Source organism: Nocardioides abyssi, from assembly GCF_030412915.1.
Classification (GTDB): domain Bacteria; phylum Actinomycetota; class Actinomycetes; order Propionibacteriales; family Nocardioidaceae; genus Nocardioides; species Nocardioides abyssi.
Map to the genome: position 1 here is coordinate 36,747 of NZ_JAUHJR010000011.1, position 22,698 is coordinate 59,444.

The 22,698-nt window shown below is 73.1% G+C and carries 20 protein-coding genes, 1 tRNA gene and 1 pseudogene; 10 read left to right on the forward strand and 12 right to left on the reverse strand.

Going from position 1 to position 22,698, the window contains the following annotated elements; genetic code table 11:
• Positions 1–14 precede the first annotated feature (14 nt).
• Entirely contained in the window at positions 15–2,534 is a 2,520-nt protein-coding gene (locus QWY29_RS18335) for a coiled-coil domain-containing protein (RefSeq protein ID WP_300962627.1), read from the forward strand.
• 22 nt (positions 2,535–2,556) lie between these two features.
• On the opposite strand, the gene QWY29_RS18340 is transcribed toward QWY29_RS18335, so the two are convergent.
• A complete protein-coding gene (locus QWY29_RS18340; protein WP_300962628.1) occupies positions 2,557–3,597 on the reverse strand; it encodes an alpha/beta hydrolase in 1,041 nt (346 codons plus the stop codon).
• 255 nt (positions 3,598–3,852) lie between these two features.
• Here QWY29_RS18340 and QWY29_RS18345 point away from each other — a divergent pair, with 255 nt between their 5' ends.
• From QWY29_RS18345 to QWY29_RS18355, 3 genes are all read left to right on the forward strand, one after another.
• A complete protein-coding gene (locus QWY29_RS18345; RefSeq protein WP_300962695.1) occupies positions 3,853–5,910 on the forward strand; it encodes an RNA degradosome polyphosphate kinase in 2,058 nt (685 codons plus the stop codon).
• A gap of 216 nt (positions 5,911–6,126) precedes the next feature.
• A complete protein-coding gene (locus tag QWY29_RS18350; RefSeq protein WP_300962629.1) occupies positions 6,127–6,744 on the forward strand; it encodes a DUF47 domain-containing protein in 618 nt (205 codons plus the stop codon).
• 3 nt (positions 6,745–6,747) lie between these two features.
• Complete coding sequence (locus QWY29_RS18355; protein WP_300962630.1) at positions 6,748–7,767, forward strand: inorganic phosphate transporter; 1,020 nt, start codon at positions 6,748–6,750, stop codon at positions 7,765–7,767.
• Between the two features lie 208 nt (positions 7,768–7,975).
• Here the strand turns inward: QWY29_RS18355 and QWY29_RS18360 are convergent, their stop codons facing one another.
• On the reverse strand, positions 7,976–8,998 hold the full coding sequence (locus tag QWY29_RS18360; protein WP_300962632.1) for a hypothetical protein: 1,023 nt from the start codon (positions 8,996–8,998) through the stop codon (positions 7,976–7,978).
• Between the two features lie 232 nt (positions 8,999–9,230).
• On the reverse strand, positions 9,231–10,106 hold the full coding sequence (locus QWY29_RS18365) for an NUDIX hydrolase (RefSeq protein ID WP_300962634.1): 876 nt from the start codon (positions 10,104–10,106) through the stop codon (positions 9,231–9,233).
• Between the two features lie 19 nt (positions 10,107–10,125).
• Here QWY29_RS18365 and QWY29_RS18370 point away from each other — a divergent pair, with 19 nt between their 5' ends.
• Entirely contained in the window at positions 10,126–11,175 is a 1,050-nt protein-coding gene (locus tag QWY29_RS18370; RefSeq protein WP_300962635.1) for a hypothetical protein, read from the forward strand.
• 4 nt (positions 11,176–11,179) lie between these two features.
• Here QWY29_RS18370 and QWY29_RS18375 read toward each other — a convergent pair whose 3' ends face one another.
• The 6 genes from QWY29_RS18375 to QWY29_RS18400 all read right to left on the reverse strand — a co-directional run bounded on the left by QWY29_RS18375 (position 11,180) and on the right by QWY29_RS18400 (position 15,777).
• Positions 11,180–13,426 carry a heavy metal translocating P-type ATPase gene (locus QWY29_RS18375; RefSeq protein WP_300962636.1) on the reverse strand — a complete coding sequence of 749 codons (2,247 nt, stop codon included), beginning with the start codon at positions 13,424–13,426 and terminating at the stop codon, positions 11,180–11,182.
• Complete coding sequence (locus tag QWY29_RS18380) at positions 13,416–14,402, reverse strand: DUF8832 domain-containing protein (RefSeq protein WP_300962637.1); 987 nt, start codon at positions 14,400–14,402, stop codon at positions 13,416–13,418. The genes QWY29_RS18375 and QWY29_RS18380 overlap by 11 nt, the downstream gene beginning before the upstream one ends.
• Entirely contained in the window at positions 14,402–14,608 is a 207-nt protein-coding gene (locus QWY29_RS18385; protein WP_300962638.1) for a heavy-metal-associated domain-containing protein, read from the reverse strand. The genes QWY29_RS18380 and QWY29_RS18385 overlap by 1 nt, the downstream gene beginning before the upstream one ends.
• A gap of 44 nt (positions 14,609–14,652) precedes the next feature.
• Complete coding sequence (locus QWY29_RS18390) at positions 14,653–14,970, reverse strand: metal-sensitive transcriptional regulator (protein WP_300962639.1); 318 nt, start codon at positions 14,968–14,970, stop codon at positions 14,653–14,655.
• A 137-nt stretch (positions 14,971–15,107) separates the two neighbouring features.
• On the reverse strand, positions 15,108–15,272 hold the full coding sequence (locus QWY29_RS18395; protein WP_300962640.1) for a hypothetical protein: 165 nt from the start codon (positions 15,270–15,272) through the stop codon (positions 15,108–15,110).
• Positions 15,273–15,573: 301 nt separating this feature from the next.
• Positions 15,574–15,777, reverse strand: coding sequence for a cold-shock protein (locus tag QWY29_RS18400; protein ID WP_056863399.1), 204 nt, complete (start codon positions 15,775–15,777; stop codon positions 15,574–15,576).
• Positions 15,778–16,161: 384 nt separating this feature from the next.
• Between QWY29_RS18400 and QWY29_RS18405 the strand changes: the two genes are divergently transcribed.
• Positions 16,162–17,631, forward strand: coding sequence for an ABC transporter substrate-binding protein/permease (locus tag QWY29_RS18405; protein WP_300962642.1), 1,470 nt, complete (start codon positions 16,162–16,164; stop codon positions 17,629–17,631).
• On the forward strand, positions 17,628–18,389 hold the full coding sequence (locus tag QWY29_RS18410) for an amino acid ABC transporter ATP-binding protein (RefSeq protein ID WP_300962644.1): 762 nt from the start codon (positions 17,628–17,630) through the stop codon (positions 18,387–18,389). Before QWY29_RS18405 ends, QWY29_RS18410 begins: the two co-directional genes overlap by 4 nt.
• A gap of 21 nt (positions 18,390–18,410) precedes the next feature.
• Here the strand turns inward: QWY29_RS18410 and QWY29_RS18415 are convergent, their stop codons facing one another.
• Positions 18,411–19,529 carry an NPCBM/NEW2 domain-containing protein gene (locus QWY29_RS18415; protein WP_300962646.1) on the reverse strand — a complete coding sequence of 373 codons (1,119 nt, stop codon included), beginning with the start codon at positions 19,527–19,529 and terminating at the stop codon, positions 18,411–18,413.
• 339 nt (positions 19,530–19,868) lie between these two features.
• Between QWY29_RS18415 and QWY29_RS18420 the strand changes: the two genes are divergently transcribed.
• Positions 19,869–19,944: transfer RNA gene (locus QWY29_RS18420), tRNA-Lys, on the forward strand.
• Positions 19,945–20,146: 202 nt separating this feature from the next.
• On the opposite strand, the pseudogene QWY29_RS21090 reads toward QWY29_RS18420, so the two are convergent.
• Together QWY29_RS21090 and QWY29_RS18430 are read right to left on the reverse strand one after the other, a co-directional pair.
• Positions 20,147–21,241 (reverse strand): annotated as a pseudogene (locus tag QWY29_RS21090) (tyrosine-type recombinase/integrase); the annotation flags it as partial.
• A gap of 34 nt (positions 21,242–21,275) precedes the next feature.
• Entirely contained in the window at positions 21,276–21,839 is a 564-nt protein-coding gene (locus tag QWY29_RS18430; protein ID WP_300962650.1) for a hypothetical protein, read from the reverse strand.
• A 98-nt stretch (positions 21,840–21,937) separates the two neighbouring features.
• Here QWY29_RS18430 and QWY29_RS18435 point away from each other — a divergent pair, with 98 nt between their 5' ends.
• Both QWY29_RS18435 and QWY29_RS18440 read left to right on the forward strand, forming a co-directional pair.
• Positions 21,938–22,150 carry an excisionase family DNA-binding protein gene (locus QWY29_RS18435; protein ID WP_300962652.1) on the forward strand — a complete coding sequence of 71 codons (213 nt, stop codon included), beginning with the start codon at positions 21,938–21,940 and terminating at the stop codon, positions 22,148–22,150.
• On the forward strand, positions 22,150–22,560 hold the full coding sequence (locus QWY29_RS18440) for a hypothetical protein (protein WP_300962653.1): 411 nt from the start codon (positions 22,150–22,152) through the stop codon (positions 22,558–22,560). The genes QWY29_RS18435 and QWY29_RS18440 overlap by 1 nt, the downstream gene beginning before the upstream one ends.
• Positions 22,561–22,698: the final 138 nt, after the last annotated feature.

A 22,698-nucleotide genomic window follows, 5' to 3' on the forward strand; every position in this document is an offset into this window, starting at 1 on the left:
TACGATCCGGCGCCATGAGCGCCGCACCCCCTCCTGACGAAGGTGCGACCGCCCGCGGCTGGCGTCGCCGGCAGCGGCAGGCCACCGCGCCCACGCCGCCGCTGACCCACGAGGAGGCGCTCGCCCGGCTCGCCGAGCAGACCGCCGCCGCCGACCAGGCCACCTCGCTGCGCCGCGCCGCCGAGCTGGCCGCCTCCGAGCAGGCCGCCGAGCGGCTCGTCGCCGAGGAGTCCGCGCGCGCCGCCGCCACCGAGGCCGAGGCCGCCCACCGCCGGGCCGCCGAGCTCGCCGACGCCGCGGCCGAGGCGCAGGCGGCCGCCGCCGCGCTGTCGTCGCAGGCCGCTGCCGCGCTGGCCGCCGCCGAGGGACGCGAGGCCGCCGAGGCCCGGCTCGACGAGGCCGTCAGCGGACGCGCCGCCGCCGAGGAGGCCGCCGCCGAGGCAGCCCGGCGCCACGAGGAGGCAGCGTCGTACGCCGCCGAGCAGGCCGCCCTTGCCGCCGAGGCCGCGTCCGCGCGGGAGGTCGCGGACACCGCGGCCGCCGAGCAGGCCCGCCTCGCTGCGGAGGCACACGAGGCGCGGCTCGCGGCCGAGGAGTCCGCCGCCGACGCCGCTCGCGAGCTGGCCCAGGCCGAGGCCCGCGCGGCCGAGCTGGCCGACGCCAACCGGGAGGCCACCGAGGCCCGTCGCGCCGCGGAGGAGGCCGCCGCCGCGGCCGCCGCTGCGCTGGAGACCGTTTCTGCCCGGGCCGAGGAGCTGGCCGTCGCCCGGGCCGCGGCCGACGAGGCCGCCGCCGAGCAGGCCCGCCTCGCGGCCGAGGCCCACTCGGCACGGGAGGTCGCCGAGCAGGCCGCGCGCGAACGCGCCGACGAGGCTGCCTTCGCCAGCGCCGAGGCCCGCGACCAGGCCGCGCTCGCCGCCTCCGCGGCGGCCGCCGAGCACGCCGCGCTGCTGGCCGCCGAGGAGCAGGCCGGCATCGCCGCGGCCGCCTCCGAGCTCCGGGCCGCCGCCGACGAGATCGCCACTGCCCACGCCCGCGACGCCGCCGAGGCTCTCCAGGGACGCCGGGTCGCCGACGAGTCCGCCGCCGAGCAGGCCCGCCTCGCGGCAGTCGCGCACTCGGCCCGCGAGGTCGCCGAGCAGGTCGCGCGCGAGCGCGCCGAGGAGGCAGTCGCCGCGAGCGCCGAGGCCCGCGACCAGGCCGCTCTCGCGGCTGCGGCCGCCGCGGCCGAGCACGCCGCCCTCGTCGCCGCCACCGAGCAGGCCGAGGTGGCGCGGGTGGCCGCGGCCGAGCGGCTCTCCGCCGACGAGGTCGCCGCCGAGCACGCCCGCGACGCCGCGGAGGCGCTCGAGGGACGCCGGGTCGCCGACGAGTCCGCCGCCGAACAGGCCCGCCTCGCGGCCGAGGCCCACGGGGCGCGGGTCGCCGCCGAGCAGTCCGCCCGCGAGCGGGCCGCCGAGGCGGCGGCGGCGTCGGAGTCGGCGTACGACGCCTCGGTGCTGGCCGCCGCGGCCGCCCAGGCCGAGCACACCGCGCTCGTCGAGGCGACCGGTCAGGCCGAGGCCGCCCGCGCGGCCGCCGAGGCGCGGGCGAGCGCCGAGGAGTCCGCCGCCGAGCAGGCCCGCCTCGCGGCCGAGGCGCACGCCGCCCGGACCGCCGCCGAGGAGGCCGCCCGCGTCGCGACCGAGGCCCGGGAGACCGCCGAGCGCGACGCCGCCGACCACGCCCGGCTGGCCGCCGAGGCCGTCGCCGCCCGCGAGGACGCCGAGCGCCGGCTCGCCGAGCTCACCACCGAGCTGGCCGCCGCCCAGGAGGCCCGCCTGGCCGCCGAGCGCGCCGCCGAGGAGCAGTCGTCGCTGCGGCTCGTCGCCGAGGAGAAGGCCGAGCAGCGGGCGATGGACCGCAGCGCCGTCGAGGCGTCCGTCCGGCACCAGGCCGAGCTCGTCGAGGCCGCCCTGCAGGACCGGCTCGTCGCCGAGCAGCGCGCTGCCGAGCTGGCTGAGCAGCTGGTCGAGGCGCGCGGTGGCGAGCCCGCGTCGGCCCGCCACGTCGCAGCCGTCCCCACCGACTCCGCTCCCGTCACCGACGCCCCCGCCACCGGCGTGCGCCCCTCCGCTGCCCCGGCCACCCCGATCGCCCCTCGCAGCGGGGTGCCGCGCTGGTTCTACCTGCTCGGCGCGGCGCTCGCGGTGGGGCTGACGGCGTTCGCGTGGTTCGAGGGCTACGCCGAGCCGCTGCTGCTCGTGGTCGGCGCCGTCGTCGCGGTCGCGTTCGTGGTGGCCTGGGCAACCTCGGCGTCGAAGGCGCAGGTCAGCGTCGCCGACGGCATCGTCGACATCCGCGACGGCGCCAGCCACCACACCTTCGACCTGACCAACCCGCACACGGAGGTCGAGGTCGAGGGCGAGCCCGGCGCACGCGGGTGGAAGGTGCTGTTCCTGCGCCGCAGCCTGCCGCCGTTCGAGGTCGACGCCTCGATGGTCGACCCGCACGAGTTCACTGAGGCGCTGCGGCGCTGGCGGCCGGGCCTGTAGCCCTCCGGAGGTCGGGCGCGGCTCAGGCGGGTCGGAGCTGCGCGCGCACCCGGTCGGCGATCTCGGCGACGGCGGCGCGGGAGGTGCGGCCGGCACCGACGATGTTGAAGAAGCCGTGGATCTGGTCGGGGAACCGGCGCGTCTCGACCTCGACCCCCGCGGCGGCGAGCTTCGCGGCGTACGCCTCGCCCTCGTCGCGGAGCGGGTCGAAGCCGGCGGTGACGACGTACGCCGGCGCGAGCCCGCTCGGCAGGTCGGCGCGCAGCGGGGCGACGCGCGGGTCGGTGCGGGTGGCCGGGTCGGGGGTGTAGGAGGCGACCGCGAGGTCCATGAACTCCTGGGTGAGGAACAGCCCCTTGCCGAACATCCGCTTGCTCTCGGTCTCCCCCGACACGTCGGTGGCGGGGTAGACGAGCAGCTGCCACGCGAGCGGCAGCCCCTCGCGGGCCGCCTCGATCGCGACGTGGGCGCTGAGGTTGCCGCCGGCGGAGTCGCCGCCGATCGCGATGCGCGCGGGGTCGGCGCCGAGGGCGGTGGCGTGGTCGAGGACCCAGCGGTACGCCGTGAGCGCGTCGTCGTGGGCGGCCGGGAACGGGTGCTCGGGGCCGAGGCGGTAGTCGACGGCGAGCACCCGCACGCCGGACCGCTCCGCGATGAACCGGCAGCTGGCGTCGTGGGTCTCGAGGTCGCCGAAGAAGAAGCCGCCGCCGTGCAGGAAGACCAGCAGCGAGCCGGGCGTCTCGACCGGACCGCAGGCGCTGGAGGGCGTGTAGAGGCGGGCGAGCAGCCCACCCGCGTCGACCTCGCGCACCGAGCCGACCGCCTGGCGGCCGGCGGTCAGCCCGGACTGGCGGACCGCGGCCTGCCGCCCGAGCTCGACCTCGAGCGACTCGATCGCGGGCTCGCGGGTCAGCTGCTGGATGCGCAGCATGAGCTGGAGGTCGACCGCCAGCACCTGCCCGTCGCGCTCCAGCGGTGGCCCGGCCAGCACCCGCTGGACGGGGGCGGGCAGGCCCAGCAGCGCCCGCAGGACGGTGGCCTCGATGACGGTCCTCGCACTCACGGGCGCCGACAGTAGCGGCCCGGGCGGTCGTCCCGTCGTCCATCCGTCGTCCAGCAGTCGTCCACGCGGAAGCCCCGCGCGGGCCGCTCCCCAGGGCCGTCCGAGGGACACCTCCCGTTCACCCGCCGGTGCCACACTGACGGCGTGACCCTGGAGACCGGACCGAGCGAGGACGTGCTGCCGCGCGACCGCGTGCCGCACGACTCCTTCGACGTCGAGCCGCCCTACCTCCCGGACCACGAGGCGGTCGCGGCGGTGGAGCAGTACGACGACCGGTTCCTCGACCGCGAGCTCTCCTGGCTGCACTTCAACCAGCGGGTCCTCGAGCTCGCCGAGGACCTCGAGCTGCCGCTGCTCGAGCGGGTCCGGTTCCTGGCGATCTTCACCAGCAACCTCGACGAGTTCTTCATGGTCCGGGTGGCCGGCCTGAAGCGCCGGATCGCCGCCGGGCTGGCCGTCCGCGCCGCCTCCGGGCTGATGCCGCGCGAGGTGCTCGAGCGGATCTGGCGCACCGCCCGGGAGCTGAGCGAGCGGCAGGTGTGCCTCTTCCGCGACGAGATCGACCCGGCCCTGCGCGCGCAGGGCATCGAGATCGTCCGCTGGGGCGAGCTCGACGAGCGGGAGCAGAAGCACTGCAAGAAGCACTTCAAGGAGCGCGTCTTCCCGGTCCTCACGCCGCTGGCGGTCGACCCCGCGCACCCGTTCCCCTACATCTCGGGGCTCTCGCTGAACCTCGCCGTGGTGCTGCGCGACCCCGGCACCCGCAAGGAGCACTTCGCGCGGGTCAAGGTGCCCCCGATCTTCGCCCGGCTCGTGCCCCTGGGCGGCCAGCGGTTCGTCCCGCTCGAGGACGTGATGCGCGATCGGCTCAAGAAGCTCTTCCCTGGCATGGAGGTGCTGGAGGTCCACACCTTCCGGGTCACCCGCAACGAGGACCTCGAGGTCGAGGAGGACGACGCCGAGAACCTCCTGGCCGCGCTCGAGAAGGAGCTGCTCCGCCGCCGCTTCGGCCCCCCGGTGCGGCTCGAGGTGGAGGAGACGATCAGCCCCGCCGTGCTCGACCTGCTCGTCTCCGAGCTCGGGGTGGCCGAGGAGGAGGTCTTCCGGCTGCCCGGACCGCTGGACCTGCGGGCGCTGACGAGCATCGCCGACCTGGGCCGCGAGGAGCTGAAGTACCCCGCGTTCGTCCCCACGACCCACCCGCTGCTGGCCGAGGTCGAGTCGGCCGCGCCGGTCGACGTGTTCAAGGCCGCCCGCCGCCACGACGTGCTGCTGCACCACCCCTACGACTCGTTCGCGACCTCCGTCCAGCGCTTCCTGGAGCAGGCCGCTGCGGACCCGCACGTGCTGGCGATCAAGCAGACGCTCTACCGGACCTCCGGCGACTCCCCGATCATCGACGCGCTCGTCGACGCCGCCGAGGCGGGCAAGCAGGTGCTGGTGATCGTGGAGATCAAGGCCCGCTTCGACGAGGAGGCCAACATCCGGTGGGCCCGCAAGCTCGAGCAGGCCGGGTGCCACGTCGTCTACGGCCTCGTCGGGCTCAAGACGCACTGCAAGCTCTCGATGGTGGTGCGCGAGGAGGACAGCTCCGGCGGCGGCATCCGTCGCTACACCCACATCGGCACGGGCAACTACAACCCGAAGACCTCCCGCACCTACGAGGACCTCGGCCTCATCACCACCGACGACACCATCGGCGAGGACGTCGCCCACCTGTTCAACAACCTCTCCGGCTGGTCGCGCAACGCCTCCTACGAGGAGCTGCTCGTCGCTCCGGACTCGGCACGCTCGGGCCTGGTCGAGCGCATCCACCGCGAGATCGCCCACCACCGCAACGGCCGCCCGGCCCGGATCCGGCTCAAGGCCAACTCCGTGGTCGACGAGGCCGTCATCGACGCGCTCTACCTCGCCTCCCAGGAGGGCGTGCCGGTGCAGATGCTCATTCGCGGCATCTGCTCGCTGCGGCCCGGCGTGCCGGGCCTCTCGGAGACCATCGAGGTGCGGTCGGTGCTCGGCCGCTTCCTCGAGCACAGCCGGGTCTTCTGGTTCGACAACGGCGGCGAGCCCGAGGCCTGGATCGGCTCGGCCGACATGATGCACCGCAACCTCGACCGCCGGGTCGAGGTGCTCGTCCGGCTCCCCGGCGAGGCCACCCGCCGGGCCGTGGACGAGCTGCTGACGCTCGCCTTCGACGACGACACCGACGCGTGGGTCCTCGGCCCCGACGGCGCGTGGACCCGCACGCGCGGCCCCGTGCACCTGCAGGACACGCTGATCGAGCGGCAGCGGCGCCGGCGCGTGGCCGGCTGACCTGCCGTGTCACCGCGGGGATCCGGCGGTGATCTGACGGCGCTGCGGCGGCGCGGCGGCGTACGACGGGGCCGGCCGCGCGGCGGCGTACCCGGCGGCGTACGGCCGAAGTCTTTGCCGAGGTGACGGGACAGACGCCGTCCTCGCTTGCGTGATCTCACGAGCGAGCCCCTACGCTGTTCAACGCTCGTTCCCCCGTCGTTCAGGAGTCACTCCGTGGGACTGCGTTTCCGCCCGGTCGAGGCCACGTTCTACGACCAGTTCACCGAACAGGCGAACCACCTCGTCACCGGCGCGAAGATCCTCGCCGAGATGCTTGCCGACGGCGCCGACCACCAGGCCGTCGCCCAGCGCATGCGCGATGCCGAGCACGCCGCCGACGAGACCACCCACGCGATCATCCGCAAGGTGAACAGCACGTTCATCACGCCGTTCGACCGCGAGGACATCTACGCGCTGGCCTCCGGCCTCGACGACGTCATGGACCACATGGACGAGGTCGTCGACATGATCCTGCTGTACGAGGTCCGGCACATGCCTGCCGAGGTCTCCGGGCAGGTCGAGCTGCTCCAGCGGTGCGCCGACCTGACCGCGGCGGCGATGCCGAACCTGCGGTCGATGCAGTCGCTCGAGGAGTACTGGATCGAGATCAACCGCCTCGAGAACGCCGGCGACAAGAACCACCGCCGGATCCTCGCCAACATCTTCAGCGGCGAGCTCAAGACGATCGAGGTGCTCAAGCTCAAGGACATCGTCGAGTCCCTCGAGGACGCCATCGACGCGTTCGAGTCGGTGGCGAACACCGTGGAGCAGATCGCCGTCAAGGAGTCCTGACCGGTGGAGCTCGCGATCATCATCGCGGTGGTCGTGGTCGCCCTCGTGTTCGACTACACGAACGGGTTCCACGACGCCGCCAACGCCATCGCGACCTCGGTCTCCACCCGGGCGCTCACGCCCCGGGTCGCGCTCGGGCTCGCGGCGGTCATGAACTTCATCGGCGCCTTCCTCGGCCAGAAGGTCGCCAAGACCGTCTCCGAGGTCATCACGTTCCCCGACGAGATGCTGGCGACCAACGCCAGCCATGCGCTCGTCGTGGTCATGGCCGGCCTCGCCGGCGCGATCACGTGGAACATGATCACCTGGTACTACGGCCTGCCCTCCTCCTCCTCCCACGCCCTCATCGGCGGCCTGGTCGGCGCGGCCCTCGCGGCCGGCGTCACGGTCTCGTGGGACACCGTGATGGAGAAGGTCGTCATCCCGATGCTCATCTCCCCGGTCTTCGCCTTCGCCGCCGGCTTCGCGGTGATGCTCGCGATCATGTGGATCTTCCGGCGGGTCAACCCGCACAAGGCCCACCGCGGCTTCAAGCTCGCCCAGACCGCCTCGGCCGCCGCCATGGCGCTCGGCCACGGCCTCCAGGACGCGCAGAAGACGATGGGCGTCATCTTCCTCGCGCTGCTCGCCGGTGGGTACGTCGGCGCCGATGACGACCTGCCGCTGTGGGTGATCTTCGCCGCCGCCGCCGCGATCTCGGCCGGCACCTGGAGCGGCGGCTGGCGCATCATGCGCACCCTCGGCCGCCGCATCATCCACCTCGACCCGGCCCGCGGCTTCGCCGCCGAGTCGGTCGCCGCGTCGGTGCTCTACACGACGGCGTACGCCTTCGAGGCCCCGATCTCCACCACCCACACCATCACCTCCGCGGTCATGGGCGTCGGCGCCACCAAGCGCTTCTCGGCCGTCCGCTGGGGCGTCGCCCGCTCGATCGTCGTCGCCTGGGTCTCCACCTTCCCCGCCGCCGGCGCCGTCGCCGCCTTCGTCTACCTCGTCTGCCGGTACGTCTTCCACCTTCCGTAGGTCGGCTTCGGCTCGTCACTCCGGGTGACCCCGTGTCCCCGGCGTGGCGGTCGTCTGTCCACAAGCTGGCGGCCATCGGCCGTGTAGTCCGTGACATTTGGCAGGTGAATCCGGCCGAATCGCCTGCGGAACGTCACGGACTACCCCGACGGGGCGAGCGGCTGATCGGCCACCGAGCGAGCCATCAGCCGGTCGACCGGCGAGTGGCTCAGGCCGCCCAAGGACGGAGCCATCGCTGGCGGAGCTCCTCCGGCAGCGCCCGGCGGGCGGCGACGGTCGAGGTGTCGGGCCAGTACGACGGTCGTGCCAGGGTCCAGCTGCGCGGCGCCGGCGGTCGGTGGACGGCGCGCTCGTAGGCCCTGGTCAGCCGAGCCAGGAACGGCCGCGGGTCCCGCCCGTCGTGGCCGAGCATGACGACGTACTCCAGTCCGTGGCTGCGGAAGAGCTCCTCCCGGTCGAGGTCGCGCGAGCGCTTCGCTCCGGCGAGGTGGAGCGCTCCGTCGTACTCACCGACCACCCCCACGACGGGGTCGAAGAGGTCCGGCGTGCCGATGTGCCGGCCGGCGAGGTCGAAGACCGGGACGTTCGACAGGGGCCGGGGCAGGCCGGCCCGATGGGTCCAGAGCAGCCGCATCAGCACCTCGCCCGAGGACCAGCTGTTCTCCGACGCGAAGGGGATCGCGGCCCGGCACTGCGGGATGCCCGTCCAACCGCGGTGCCGCGCGGCGTACTCGCGCATCTCCTCGATCGAGACCACGTCGTCACGCGCCGCCATGTCGAGGTGGACCACCGCCAGCTCGAGGGTCGGCATGTAGCGCATCTCGAAGCAGACGGCGCGCGCCGGGGAGGTCATCCGTACGCCGTCGAGGTCGACCAGGTCCCGCGGGTCGAGCCGCTCGGCAGACACATCGATGCCGCGCTGCGGGCGGATGTCGTCGCAGGAGGTCACCAGCGTCACCGGCCGCACCAGCCGACCGTCGAGCCCCCGGCCGTCGAACCACTTCGCGCCGGCCCACCGCAGGGCGCCCCAACCGGTCACCCCGCCATGCTCCGGCAGCACCGCAGCCGCCTCGACGATGCGCTGCTCCGGCACCGTGCCGTCGACCTCTGCGGGCACGTAGAGTCCGCGCGAGGACGACCGCCACGCCGGGGTGCGCGCCTGCCACCGCGTCGGCCCGCCGGGCGTCCCGACGCGCACCGGCCAGGTCACGGGTGGGCGTTCGGGGGTCACGCTCCCACCCTGCCCAGATCCGGCGGGCTGCTCCTCGGTTCTCCACAGGCTGCGCCCGGTGCTGGCCGTCGTCGGGATAGTCCGTGACGTTTCGCAGGTGATTCGGGCCAGATCGCCTCCCGAACGTCACGGACTACGCCGGCCGCCCCCGCCGACCTGCGAATCGTCACGGACTACGCCGCCAGCCGCCGCCGACCTGTGGACAACAACGAACGGAGACAGCGACCAGGACTCAGGGAGCGACGACCTCGGAGGCGACGAGGGCGGAGCGGGTGAGGTGGGCGACGAGGAAGGAGGCGGGGGCGAGGGAGGGGTCGGGGAGGTCGAGGGTGGCCAAGAGGTCGGGCAGGACAGGCCGGTGGGTGCAGACCACGAGCGGCGAGCGAGCGGCGACGAGGGAGGCGACCAGGGAGGTGGCGAGCCGGGCGAGGCCGGTGGGGGTGGCGTCCTCCTCGGAGAGCACCGGTTCCTCGCGCAGGGCCAGGCCGGCGGCGCCGGCGTACGGCAGGACGGTCTCCACGCAGCGCACGGACGGCGAGGTGACGATCGCCGCGACGCCGTACGCCGAGAGCAGCGGCACGAGGGCGAGCGCCTCGTCGCGGCCGGCGGGGGCGAGGGGGCGGAGGCGGTCGTCCTCGCGCCAGCGCTTGCGGGGGTGGGCCTGGGCGTGGCGGAGCACGACGAGCGGCACCGACCCGCGCGGGACGCGGAGGGCGCCGGCCAGGGTCTCGCGGTCGTGGTCGTAGGTCAGCCGGGTGGGCGCGTCGTCGAGCGGGACCCAGGCCACGGCGTCGATCTCGTCGCCGCAGGTGTGGCCGGAGACGTCGAGCGATGCGCCGGGGCGGACCCGGCCGAGCCAGTAGTGGACGTGCTTGCGACGCCCGCCGGAGATCGCGTACCGCTGGCCGGGCAGCGGCGGGCCGAGCCGCACCGGCAGACCGGTCTCCTCGGCGACCTCGCGCACGGCGGCGACCGCGGCGGGCTCCCCGGGGTCGAGCTTGCCCTTGGGGAGGGACCAGTCGTCGTACGCCGGGCGGTGCACGAGCAGCACCGACCGCTGTCCGTCGATGCGCTCGAGCACGACCGCTCCCGCGGACTGCACGTCCATGCCGGTTAGTCTCACACCCGTGCCGAGGCGGTGGAGGTTCCTGGCGGTCGCCGTGGCCCTCGTGGTCGTCGCCGGAGCCGCGTTCGCCGGCTGGCGATGGTGGTCGGGCCGCGACACGACCGACCTGCAGCGGGCGATGACGCTGGCGCCGGCGGACGGCGAACGGTTCTCCTTCACCGACTGGGCCGCAGTCCGCGCCGAGCTCGACAGCGACGTGGACGCCGACTCCCCCACCGACGACGTGCGCCGCCTGCTCGACGGCGCCTTCGACGCCGACCTCGCCTCCACCTCGGCGTTGGTCGAGAGCGCCGAGCCGCTCCAGGCGCGCTACGGCTTCTCCCCCGCCAGCCTGGAGTGGGAGCTGTTCAGCCAGGGCGCGGCCGGCGCGGTCGTGGTCATGCGGGTCGCCGACGGCGGCACGGACGCGGTCGCGGACCGCCTGCGGCGGCTGGGGTACGACGAGCCCGACGACGACACCGGCGTCTGGGGCGGCGGCGACGACCTGGTGGCCGGCGTCGGCGTGACCCCCGAGCTGGCCCACCTGGCCCTGGACGAGGACCGCGACCTGGTGCTCGGCAGCGACAACGCCGACTACCTGCGCGGGCTGGTCGAGCGCGACGCCGACCGCGGGGTCGACGACGACCTCGACGCGGCCGTCGACGCCGCCGGCGACGCGGTGAGCGCGGCGGTCTACACCGGCGACCACGTCTGCAGCGCGCTGGCGATGGGCCAGGCCGACCCGGCCGACGCCGAGGAGGGCGAGCGCCTGACCGACGCGGCCGGCGGGGTGCACCCGCTGACCGGGTTCGTCATGGCGGCGCAGCCCGGCGGCGGCGTACGCGTCGCCATGGCGCTCGAGGACGGCGACCGCGCCCGCCAGGACGCCGACGCCCGGGCGACGCTGGCGGCGGGGCCGGCGCCGGGCCAGGGCGGCGACTTCGCGGACCGGTTCGACCTGGGCCGGGTCGCCGCCGACGGCAAGGTCGTGACGATGGAGCTCGAGCCGACCGAGGGCAGCTACGTGCTCAGCGACCTCTCGACCGGCCCGATCCTCTTCGCGACCTGCTGAGCCCTCAGCGGAACGTCCGCAGCCGCAGGCTGTTGCCCACCACGAACACCGACGACAGCGCCATCGCGGCCCCCGCCAGCATCGGGTTGAGCAGCCCGGCGGCCGCCAACGGCAGCGCCGCGACGTTGTAGCCGAACGCCCACACCAGGTTGGACCGGATGGTCCCGAGCGTGCGCCGGGAGAGGCGTACGGCGTCCGCAGCGACCCGGAGGTCCCCGCGCACCAGCGTCAGGTCGCTGGCCTCGATGGCGACGTCGGTCCCGGCGCCCATCGCGATGCCGAGGTCGGCCTGCGCGAGCGCGGCGGCGTCGTTGACCCCGTCGCCGACCATCGCGACGACCCGGCCCTCGGCCTGCAGCCGCCGCACGTGGGCGACCTTGTCCTCCGGCATGACGCCGGCGACGACCGAGTCGGGGTCGATGCCGACCTCGAGCGCCACCGCACGGGCGGCGCGCTCGTTGTCACCGGTCAGCAGCACCGGTGCCAGGCCGAGCTCCCGGAACCGCGCGACCGCCTCGGCCGAGCCGTCCTTGACGGTGTCGGCCACGACGAGCACGCCCCGCGCGGCGCCGTCCCACGCGACCGCCGCGGCCGTGCGGCCCGCGGTCTCCGCCGCATCGACGGCGGCGAGGAGAGCGTCGTCGAGCGGCGTGCCGAGCTCCGCCAGCAGCGCCGGCCGGCCGACCACGACGTCGTGGCCGTCCACCGACCCGCGCACCCCGCGGCCGGGCAGGTTCGCGAAGTCCGTCACCGTGCCGGTGCGCCCGTCGGCCACCGCCCGCGCGATCGGGTGCTCCGAGGCCGACTCGAGCACACCGGCCAGGCGGCGTACGTCGGCGGGGTCGGTGCCGTCGGCGGCGACCACGTCGACCAGGGCCATCCGGCCGGTGGTGACCGTGCCGGTCTTGTCGAGCACGACCGTGTCGACGCGGCGGGTCTGCTCGAGCGCCTCCGGCCCGCGGACCAGGATGCCGAGCTGGGCGCCCCGGCCGGTGCCGACGAGCAGCGCGGTCGGCGTGGCCAGGCCCAGCGCGCACGGGCAGGCGATGATCAGCACCGACACCGCCGCGGCGAACGCGGCCGAGGTCGCGACACCGGTGCCGAGCCAGAAGCCGAGCGTGCCGAGGGCCAGCGCGATGACGACCGGCACGAAGACGCCGGAGACGCGGTCGGCGAGCCGCTGGGCGCGGGCCTTGCCGCTCTGCGCGTCCTCGACCAGCCGCGCCATCTGCGCGAGGCGGGTGTCGGAGCCGACGCGGGTGGCGCGCACGACGAGCCGCCCGCCGGCGTTGACGGTCGCGCCGGTGACCGCGTCGCCCGGGCCGACCTCGACCGGGACCGGCTCGCCGGTCAGCATCGAGGCGTCCACCGCGGACGTACCGCTCTCGACCACGCCGTCGGTCGCGACCTTCTCCCCCGGCCGCACCACGAACACGTCGTCCACGGCCAGCCGGTCGGCCGGCATGGGGGTCTCGACCCCGTCGCGGAGCACCACGACGTCCTTGGCGCCGAGGTCGAGCAGCGCGCGGAGGGCGTCTCCGGCGCGGCGCTTGGACCGCTTCTCGAACCACCGGCCGGCGAGCAGGAACGTCGTCACACCGGCGGCGGTCTCGAGGTAGATGTTCGACAACCCGTCGGTGCGGTCCACGCTCAGCTCGAACGCGTGGGTCATGCCCGGGTCGCCGGCGCTGCCCCAGAGGAGCGCGACCAGCGACCAGCCGAACGCCGCCGTCACGCCGACCGAGACCAGGGTGTCCATCGTCGTCGCGCCGTGCCGGGCGTTGACGACGGCCGCGCGGTGGAAGGGCCAGGCCCCCCAGACCGCGACCGGCGCCGCGAGCGTCAGCGAGAGCCACTGCCAGTGGTCGACCTGCAGCGCCGGCACCATCGCCATCGCGATGACCGGCACGGTGAGCAGCGCGCTGACGACCAGCCGGTCGCGCAGGGCGTCGAGCTCCGCGTCGCGGCTGCCCATCTCGCCGGAGCCGGCTCCGGCGGGCTCGGACGTCGGCAGCGTGGCGGAGTAGCCGGCCGCCTCGACGGTGGCCAGGAGGTCCTCCGGCGTCACGGACTCGGCGTACCGCACGCGCGCCTTCTCGGTCGCGTAGTTGACGCTCGCCTCGACCCCGTCGAGCTTGTTGAGCTTGCGCTCGATCCGGTTGGCGCACGAGGCGCAGGTCATCCCGGTGATCGCCAGCTCGACGTCGGTGGTCCCGTCAGTGGTCCCGTCGGTGGTCAGGTCAGTGCTCATGGTCGTGCCCGTCACCCTCGCCGCTCTCGTCACCAGTACCCGAGCCGTCGCCGTGGTCGTCGCCGGAGCCGTCGCCGTGGCTGTGGGTGGAGTGGTCGTGGCCCGCACCCCCGACCTGCACGGTGAAGGCGGCGGTGCGCACGACGCCGTCGTGCTTGAAGTCCAGGAAGAGCCGGTAGGCGCCCACCGACGGGAACGCCGTGTGGAACTCCGCACGGTCGCCCTCCTCGGGGTGCACGTGCAGGTAGCCGAGGTCGCCGGAGCGCAGCGCCACCAGGTGGCCGCTCGCGCCGAGGTACGGCTCGAGCTCGACGACCTCGCCGTCCTTGCTCACCGTCGCGGTCACGGTCGACGCGGTGCCGACGGTGAAGCCGCCGCCGAGGTTCACGTCGTACCCGTCCACGCTCGCCGCGAGCTCCTGCTCGCCGAGCGCCTCGGGCTCGAAGTCGCCCGGCACGAGGAGGTCCGCGCCCAGCACGTGCGCCTCGCCGCCGGTCGGCTTGAAGTCCGCGAAGACCCGCCACGGCCCGGGCTCGAGGTCGACGTCGACGCGCCAGGTGCCGTCGTCGTCCATCGCGGGGTGGACGTGCTGGAAGCCGGTGAGGTCGCGGCGCACGACGACGAGGTGCAGGCGCTTCTCGTGCGCCACGTCGTACGCCGTCACCGGCCCGTCCTCGCCCTCGATCGTGAACGCGAGCTCCTGGCGCCCGCTCGGCAGCGTGGGCTCGGCCAGCGTCAGCGTGTGCCCGTGCTCGCTGACCTGCAGACCGGCCGCGGCCGCGGCACCGGCAGCTCCGTGCTCATCGCCGTGCCCGCCGCCGTGCCCGCCGGCGGCCGCGTCGTCGTGCCCGTGGGTCGAGCCGTCGGTCGCGACGCTCTCCTCGTCCGGACCGAGCCACCGGCCGCCGGCCCACCCGGCCGCGAGCACGAGGGCCAGCATCGCGACGAAGGCGGCGACGCGCGTCGACGTACGCATCAGGACAGCTCGTAGCCGGCCTCGGCGACGGCGGCCGCGACGGCCGACCGGTCGAGCGGCTCGGCGCTGGTGACGACGACCTCGCCGCTGGTGTGGTCGGCGGTGACCGACTCGACGCCGGCGAGCTCGCCGATCTCCTCGCGCACCGACGCCTCGCAGTGGGCGCAGGTCATGCCGGTGACGGTCCAGGTGGTGCTCGTGCTCATGTCTTCTCCTCCGGGATTCGTGGGGTGGTCGTGCGCGGCAGGGGTCAGGACTTCACCAGGCGCGTGATCGCGGCCATGGCCTCGTCGACCTTCTCCCTGCCCTCGGCCTCGCCCGCGCGGGCCGCGTCGACGACGCAGTGGTTCATGTGCTCCTCCAGCAGCCCCAGCGAGACCGCCTGGAGCGCCTTCGTCATCGCGGAGACCTGGGTGAGGATGTCGATGCAGTACTGCTCCTCCTCCACCATCCGCTGCAGGCCGCGGGCCTGACCCTCGATGCGGCGCAGCCGCTTGAGGTAGTCGTCCTTGTGCGAGAGGTAGCCGTGCTGGTGCTCGTGCGTCGGCACGGGGGTCTGGTCGTCCACACCTCGACCATACCCATAGGGGGTACCCGTTTCAAACCGACGGCGCAGGTCCGGACGCGCAAGAACCCGCCGGACCAGGTGGTCGGGCGGGTTCGGAGCCGGGGTACGCCGCGGCGCGGGCGCGAGGGGCCGGGCGGTCAGTCCTCGCGGCGGGGCTGCGGGGTGACGCCGAGGATGCGGTCGATCTCGTCGTCGCTGAGGTGCTCGTCGGACTCGCTCGCGGCGATGATCAGGTTGGTCGTCAGTTCGACCTCGCCGAGCAGGTCGGCGTCCTCGAGCGTCACGTCGAACTGATCGTGCACGCCAGTCTCCCTGTGCTCGCTCGCGGCCTGTCGTTCCTCGTTCATCCGCTCCAACCTTCCCTGGCCACTCTACGGTCAAACCTGGTCCGACACCGTGGCCCGGACGGGTGGTTCCTGGGTGGCGCGGACCACCCTGGCCGGCCCCGGGGGGTCGGCGCCCGTGATGGACCGGCGGCAAGGTCCGGGAACGGCCCCGGACATGGCACGAGGCCCCACCCGCGTGCGGGTGGGGCCTCGTGTGAGAGACCTGGGCAGGTGCTGCCCGGCGCTCCGTCCTGCTACGAGCGTGAGCTCGCAGGGATCAGACGGGGCGGACGTTCTCGGCCTGGGGACCCTTGGGGCCCTGGGTCACGTCGAACTCGACCTTCTGGTTCTCGTCCAGGGACTTGTAGCCCTGGGTCTGGATCGCCGAGTAGTGCACGAAGACGTCGTCGCCGCCGTCCTCCTGCGCGATGAAGCCGAAGCCCTTCTCAGCGTTGAACCACTTCACGGTGCCCTGAGCCATTGTGCTCAATCCTCTTTCGTCGGGGCGAGAGTCGCCACCTCGGCGACCCGCACCAGATGCGGTGACACGTCGCTCCGACCCGTGATTGGTTGCACCACAGAACGAAAACGCCGTTGGATCACAAACTCCGCGGGCGTCAGACCAGCTGGAACTTGCACCTGTTGCAGGCACGACAGTACCAAGCCCGGGCCGCTTGCAAACCTTTCGGAGCGACTTCTGTGGAAGCAGGGGGTGAAGGTCCTGCGAACCACCCGTGCCAGAGACCTCCTGCGCGGAGTCATCCGGGCCCCGGACGGGTACGGCAGAGACGTGCCGCAGACCCGTCCGACCCCTCCGCCGCCGGCCCGCCGCGGCGCGCTGCGGGGGCCCCGTCCAGGACTCCTGGTGGTGCTCCTGCTGGGCCTCCTGGCGGTCCTCGCGCCGGGTCTCGCGCTGACGCCCGCCGGGGCCGCACCCGCCGACGGCGACCAGCCACGCGTCGTACGCGTCGGGACCGAGGGGGTCTACCCGCCCTTCAGCTACCGCGACCCCGAGTCCAACGAGCTGACCGGCTTCGACGTCGACATCGTCCGCGCCGTGGCCGAGGAGGCCGGATGGGACCTGCGGTTCGTGGAGGCGCCGTTCGACTCGCTCTTCCCCGCGCTGGACTCCGGGCGCCTCGACGTCATCGCCAACCAGGTGACGGTCACGCCCGAGCGCGAGGCGCGCTACCTGTTCAGCACGCCCTACACCTACTCGCGCGGCGTGGTCGTCACCGCCGCCGACACCGACGACATCACCTCGCTGGAGGACCTCGAGGGCCGCACCAGCGCGCAGACCGCGAGCAGCAACTGGGCCGAGGTCGCCCGCAACGCCGGCGCGAAGGTGCAGTACGTCCAGGACTTCGGCCCCGGCGTCGAGCTGCTGATCCAGGGCCGCGTCGACGCGATCGTCAACGACAACATCGCGGTGCTGGACTACCTGGCCACCTCCGGCACCGACGAGGTGAAGATCGCCGGGCCGGCCGGCGAGGAGGTCCTCGAGCAGGCGCTCGCCTTCACCCGCCGCGACACGCAGCTGCGCGAGGAGGCGGACGCGGCGATCGCCGCGCTGACCGAGGACGGCACGCTCGCCGAGATCTCCGAGGGCTACTTCGGCGCCGACGTCACCGTCGAGGGCGGCACCACCGACGTGGACGTCCAGGCCTCCGACACCCGTGGCCGCTGGGAGGTCGTCCAGGACACCGCGTGGCCGATGTTCGTCGGCCTGCTGAAGGGCACCCTCCCGCTGACGGCGGCGAGCTTCGTGATCGGGCTCGCGCTGGGGCTGGCCGCCGCGCTGGCCCGACTCTCCTCGATCCGCGCGCTGGACTGGATCGCCCGGTTCTACATCTCCGTCATCCGCGGCACGCCGCTGCTCGTGCAGCTGTTCATCGTCTTCTACGGCCTGCCCCAGATCGGGGTCGACCTCGATCCCTACCCCGCGGCGATCATCGCGCTGAGCCTGAACGTCGGTGGGTACGCCGCGGAGATCCTGCGCGCCGCGATCCTCTCCGTCCCGCGCGGGCAGTACGAGGCCGCGACCGTCATCGGCATGGACTACGGGCAGTCGATGCGCCGGGTCGTGCTCCCCCAGGCCGCCCGCATCGCGGTGCCGCCGCTGTCCAACACCTTGCTCTCGCTCATCAAGGACACCTCGCTCGCCTCGCTGGTGCTGGTGCCTGAGCTGTTCCGGGAGGCGCAGGTGACCGCGGCCGCGACGACCGAGTACCTCCCCCTCTACGCGCTGGCGGCGCTCTACTTCTGGGTCGTCTGCTACGTCGTGAGCGTGGCGCAGGGTCCCCTCGAACGACGACTGAGCAGGTACGTGGCATGAGCGAGCTGATCGAGGTCCGCGGGCTGGAGAAGTCCTTCGACCAGCCGGTGCTGCGTGGGGTGGACTTCACCGCCGCCGCGGGCACGGCCACCGCCGTGCTGGGCCCGTCGGGCTCGGGCAAGACGACGCTGCTGCGGTCGTTGAACGTGCTGGAGACCCCCGACGCCGGGCTGGTGCGCATCAGCGACGCGCGGCTCGACTTCGGCGAGCCCCCGGCCGGCAAGGCGGCGTACCGCCAGGCCGTCAAGGCCCTCCGTGCCCGCAGCGGCATGGTCTTCCAGTCCCACAACCTCTTCCCGCACCGGACCGTCCTGGAGAACCTCATCGAGGGGCCGGTGCAGGTGCAGCGCCGCGACCGGGCCGAGGCCGTCGAGGACGCCCGGGCGCTGCTGGCGCAGGTCGGCCTCGCGGGCCGGGACGACGCCTACCCCGCGCAGCTGTCCGGCGGCCAGCAGCAGCGCGTCGGCATCGCCCGGGCGCTCGCGCTGCGCCCGGAGGTGCTGCTGCTCGACGAACCGACCTCCGCACTCGACCCCGAGCTCGTCGGCGAGGTGCTCGACGTCGTCCGCGACCTCGCCCAGCAGGGCTGGACCCTCGTCATCGTCACCCACGAGGTGCGCTTCGCCCGCGACGTCGCCGACCAGGTGCTCTTCCTCGACGAGGGCCGCATCGTCGAGCGCGGCGGGCCCGAGGTGCTGACCGACCCGCGCGAGGAGCGCACCCGGCGGTTCCTCAGCCGGGTGCTCGACCCCGGCTGAGGACGGGCCCGTCCGGCGGACTCAGAAGGCGCACGACACGCGCGCGTTCCCGAAGACGACGTACCCCCTGCCGAACGTGGTCTCCGTGGCCTCGATGCGCAGGCGGAGACCGTGCGCGAGATCCACGGAGACCGGATGGCTCTGCCCGAGCGCCAGGCCGCCCTGAGTCCACATCTCGACGCTGTCGACCTTGATGGTCGCCGTGGACCGGGTCGCCGACTCGGCGGCGTCGTCCAAGCCGACCGTCGCCTCGAACCGTCGGCACGACTTGGACAGGTCGTACTCGCCCCAGCTGGTGTAGCCCGGCGAGCCCGCCATCGCCATCGACTTCGCGTACGTCACCGCGTTGACGCTCCACGAGCCGTAGTCCGGCTCCTCTCCACCTTCGTCCACCTGCGGCGGAGTCCGGTCGTAGAGGTAGTACCAGCCGTAGACGTCGACCGTGAGTCGCTCGCTCGCCGAGGGGGCGAGGCCGACCGATCCCGGGAACACCACTCGTAGCGGCAGCCCACGTCCGGCCGTGGTCACCGCCACCGTGGCCGTCCACTGACCCTCGCTCACCTGGGCACCCCCGATCGCACCCCAGGACCTGGCGCCGGCGTCGTACGCCTGCACCTTCAGTCGGCGGCCGTCGAGGTTGCTGGCGGTCCCGCTGAGGGTGAAGGGCACGCCCGCCTCGACCTCGGTGGCGCTGGCGGCCTCGATGGTGACGGCGGTCGGCTCGGCATCCTGCGGCGGCGTGCCCATCCGCACGGTCACCGCACGACTGCATCGTCCCTGCACGCAGGCCCGGTACTTCCGGTCCCCGCTGCGGATGTCCTCGGTGTGCCGGAACTTCCCAGACGTGGAGGTGCGCTTGCGCGCCTCGACGTGCCACGCAGACCCCGGCCCACGGTCCTTCTGGTAGATCACCACCCGTGCCGGCAGTCGCGCGCCGACGACCTTCCCGCGCAGCGTCACCGTGTCGTGCTGCTCGACCCACGTCGAGCTGGCCGCCAGCGTGACGCTGACGCCTGCGGCTGCGGCTGCACGCGGAGCTTCCGGCGGCCCGTCCAGTGCGTGGGCCGTGGACGAGGAGGGGACCCCGAGGGCGGCGGGAAGGAGCGCCGCGAGCAGGAACACCTTCGGTAGAAGTGTCATGGTTCCTCCGGGGTCGCGGCGGGCAGGACGCCGGCCAAGGACGTGACGCCCCAACCTCCGCTCCGCGACGCGCCAGCCACGTCGCCTACGTTCGGTAAGGACCAGGCGCACCCGCCTCGAGTCTCCAGGACGCGGCCGTCGCCATGCTCGTCCTACCGCGGCGGGTGCCCGACAGCACTTGACTGGGAGCCCTAGGTCCGCTGGCCCCGGAGGTGGGGGCACTTGACCGGAAGCCCTAGGTCGGCTGGCCCGGAGGTGGGGGCACTAGGCTGCGAGCTCCGTATGGCTCGTTCCCGGGCTCCTTGCCAGAGAAGTCCCGAGGGTTCCTGCCATACGCCCGGGCCTCTAGCTCAATGGGCAGAGCAGGAGACTTTTAATCTCTTGGTTGTGGGTTCGAGTCCCACGGGGCCCACCAAGTCTGACCTGCTCGTACGCGCTTGCTCGCCAACTTCAGTTCCGGGTGCCGGGTCCCCATGCTCACCGTCTGCTAACGCCAAACCGTGAGCGCCAAGGACGAGCCGCGCGACCTGCTCCGCTGCCGACGCCGCGACGGCGGGCTGCACGTGGCTGTAGGTATCGGCCGTCAGGTACATCGAGGAGTGTCCGAGGCGATCCTGGACGACCTTCATGGCGATCCCGGCCTCGAGGGCGTGGGTCGCGTGCGTGTGTCGGACGTCGTGGAACCGGATGACCGGAAGTCCTGCACGCCGAGCAAGGCGCTGCAGTCGACGGTAGAGAAGTTCCGGTCGCATCGGCCCGCCATCGGGGCCGGTGAAGACGTAGTCGTGGTCGGGCCGGCCGACCATGCTCCAGCGCTCCTCCATCGCGCGCCGGTGGACCCGGAGCACGTCAACGGTCGCAACGTCGAGCAGGACGTACCTCTCGCTGCTCGACGTCTTCGGACGCAGGTCATCGATCCGCGCCCCCGCCTCGACGCGCTCATTGGCGACCAGCAGGCGGGCCTGGTCCATGTCGACGTCTGCCCACCTCAGACCCGCCACCTCGCCGCGCCGCAGGCCTGTCATCGCGGTGAGGTAGAGAGCGGCGTACAGGTCGTCGTCGCGGGAGAAGTTCAAGAAGTATCGGAGCTCGGGCGGCGTCCACGTGACGCGGTCGCTGGCCGCGACCCGAGGAAGTTCGACATGTGCCGCCGGGTTGAACGCCAACTGCCGGCGCTTGACCGCGTCGTTGAGCGCGCTGTTCAAGGTCGCCTTGACCCGCTGGAGCGTCCGCGGACTCAAGGCACGACCGGGCCTCGTGCGTAGCGCCTTGAACATCTCCTGGACGTGCTCGTGCCGCAGGTCGCTCAACCGGACGTGGCCGATGGCTGGCTTCAGGTACAGGCGGATGTGGCCGGCGTACGAGTTGGCTGTGGTCCAGCGCAGGTTGACCTTGCTCTCGAGCCAATCGTCGAGGTACTGGCCGACCGTCAGACGGCGGCCTGTCGGAGCGGCGTAGCCGCGATCCACCTCGTCCAACGACGCCCGCAGGGCACGCTGCGCCTCGCGCTGAGTCTTGAATCCACCCTTGGTCTTCTGCCGCCGCTTGCCACCTGGCCCCGGCGGCAGGTCGTGCACGTATTGCCATGCCGGTCGGCACCCGGGGCGGTGGGCGCGAGCCGCCTTGCCGCCCTCATCACGCACGGGCGCTCCATCGACGTCGCGCAGCACGGGACACCCGCACCGCCGAGATACATGCCCCCCAAGGCTCATCCGTTGTCGCCCCTCTCGTCACGCCACTGCCGCGTCACCGGCTCGCTCGACCGGGAGTAGTAGGACCAAGCAGACCCAACGCACGTGCTCGCGCGACCCAGCGAGCCGCAGTGGGCCTGCTGACGTGCCTAGTCCGAGCGACAGCCTGGAGCGGCGGCAGGCCAGCCGCAAGAGCTTCGACGTAGATCGCGGCAACTGCGGCGTAGTGGTCCTCGCCGTACTCGCGAGGGCGGCCGCGACCCCCATCGCCGAATCGCGCAGCCTCCCGCTCCATGTCCTCGATGAGACCGGGCGACACTTGCTCCAACAGGTGCTGGTTCTCCCGGTTACCGGCCTCGGCCTCGCGGTAGGCCGCCACCAGGCTGCCCCCATGCTTCTCGTACTCCTGCTGTCGCGCCTGAGCCACGACGTCGGCGACCCGCAACCTGCGCAGGGTCGAGGTCGTCACGGGACGGCGGGGAGGGCTCGCCTGTCGCAGACGCAGCCCCACGGCCTCGCGCCGACCATCGATGTCACCCCATTCGACAACGACCGTCCAACGGTCATCGCCGTCGATCCACGGCACCTCCGTAAAGCCATCCGCCTGCACCTCGAACATCGACACTCCCCGTACGTCATCAGCCTGATCGGACGTGACGACCTTATGGAGACTGATAACGTCTTGTCAACACCTAATCAGTCAGAGAAGATCAGGACATGCCCGAACAGATCGCCGCCGCGCTGCGCTACCGAGCCACCCTGACCGTCGACGAGACCGCATCGGTGCTCGGCATCAGCCGCAGCGCCTGCTACGAAGCCATCCACAACGACGAGATCCCGTCTCTGCGGATCGGACGACGTCTGGTCGTCCCGATCCGACCGCTGATGACCCTCCTGGGCGTCGAGGCCGCCGACCTGGAGGACAACTGATGGCGTCCGACGGTCGGGCTCGCCGCGCGATCACGCCCGATTTCGAGGACTGGGGCGCGATCAACCAGAAGGAAGGCAAGCGGCTGGCGAGCAAGACCGAGCTGGCGCTGTCCATCAGGATCTTCTTCGCTGCCCTCGCTCGCGCCAACCGCATCGGGCACGCCGAGTTCCGCAAGGACGAACTGACAGGCTTCCTGGTGACCCGCCGACGCGACGACGCGGCCGTCGCCACCCCGAGCCGGCAGCAGGTTTGGCAGGCGATCCGTCGAGCGAAGGAACTAGAACTACTCGATGACGAGTCGCGCCTTCGCTGCCTAGTCCTCCCCATCCACCTCTGGGACAAGGGCGTCGGCGGCACCACCTGCGTCGAGCACGGGCTCGGGGGACGCTGGTCACCACCCCGCTGCTAACTCAGAAGCGTCCGTCCGACACACGGCGAGTGTCGAGGCCCGCCGCTGACCTGCAGCAATACGACGCCGTCTTGTTCTACTCCACCCAAACCGGACCGGGTCCCGTCCATCAAGGACCCGGTCCGTGCCGTCGCCCGC

Excerpts from the sequence above, each read along its gene's own strand:
- QWY29_RS18335 (WP_300962627.1), top strand. The coding sequence starts at position 15 with ATGAGCGCCGCACCCCCTCCTGACGAAGGTGCGACCGCCCGCGGCTGG.
- QWY29_RS18365 (WP_300962634.1), bottom strand. The coding sequence starts at position 10,106 with ATGGACGTGCAGTCCGCGGGAGCGGTCGTGCTCGAGCGCATCGACGGA.
- QWY29_RS18375 (WP_300962636.1), bottom strand. The coding sequence starts at position 13,426 with ATGAGCACTGACCTGACCACCGACGGGACCACTGACGGGACCACCGAC.
- QWY29_RS18380 (WP_300962637.1), bottom strand. The coding sequence starts at position 14,402 with ATGCGTACGTCGACGCGCGTCGCCGCCTTCGTCGCGATGCTGGCCCTC.
- QWY29_RS18385 (WP_300962638.1), bottom strand. The coding sequence starts at position 14,608 with ATGAGCACGAGCACCACCTGGACCGTCACCGGCATGACCTGCGCCCAC.
- QWY29_RS18400 (WP_056863399.1), bottom strand. The coding sequence starts at position 15,777 with ATGGCTCAGGGCACCGTGAAGTGGTTCAACGCTGAGAAGGGCTTCGGC.
- QWY29_RS18410 (WP_300962644.1), top strand. The coding sequence starts at position 17,628 with ATGAGCGAGCTGATCGAGGTCCGCGGGCTGGAGAAGTCCTTCGACCAG.
- QWY29_RS18415 (WP_300962646.1), bottom strand. The coding sequence starts at position 19,529 with ATGACACTTCTACCGAAGGTGTTCCTGCTCGCGGCGCTCCTTCCCGCC.
- QWY29_RS18430 (WP_300962650.1), bottom strand. The coding sequence starts at position 21,839 with ATGTTCGAGGTGCAGGCGGATGGCTTTACGGAGGTGCCGTGGATCGAC.
- QWY29_RS18435 (WP_300962652.1), top strand. The coding sequence starts at position 21,938 with ATGCCCGAACAGATCGCCGCCGCGCTGCGCTACCGAGCCACCCTGACC.
- QWY29_RS18440 (WP_300962653.1), top strand. The coding sequence starts at position 22,150 with ATGGCGTCCGACGGTCGGGCTCGCCGCGCGATCACGCCCGATTTCGAG.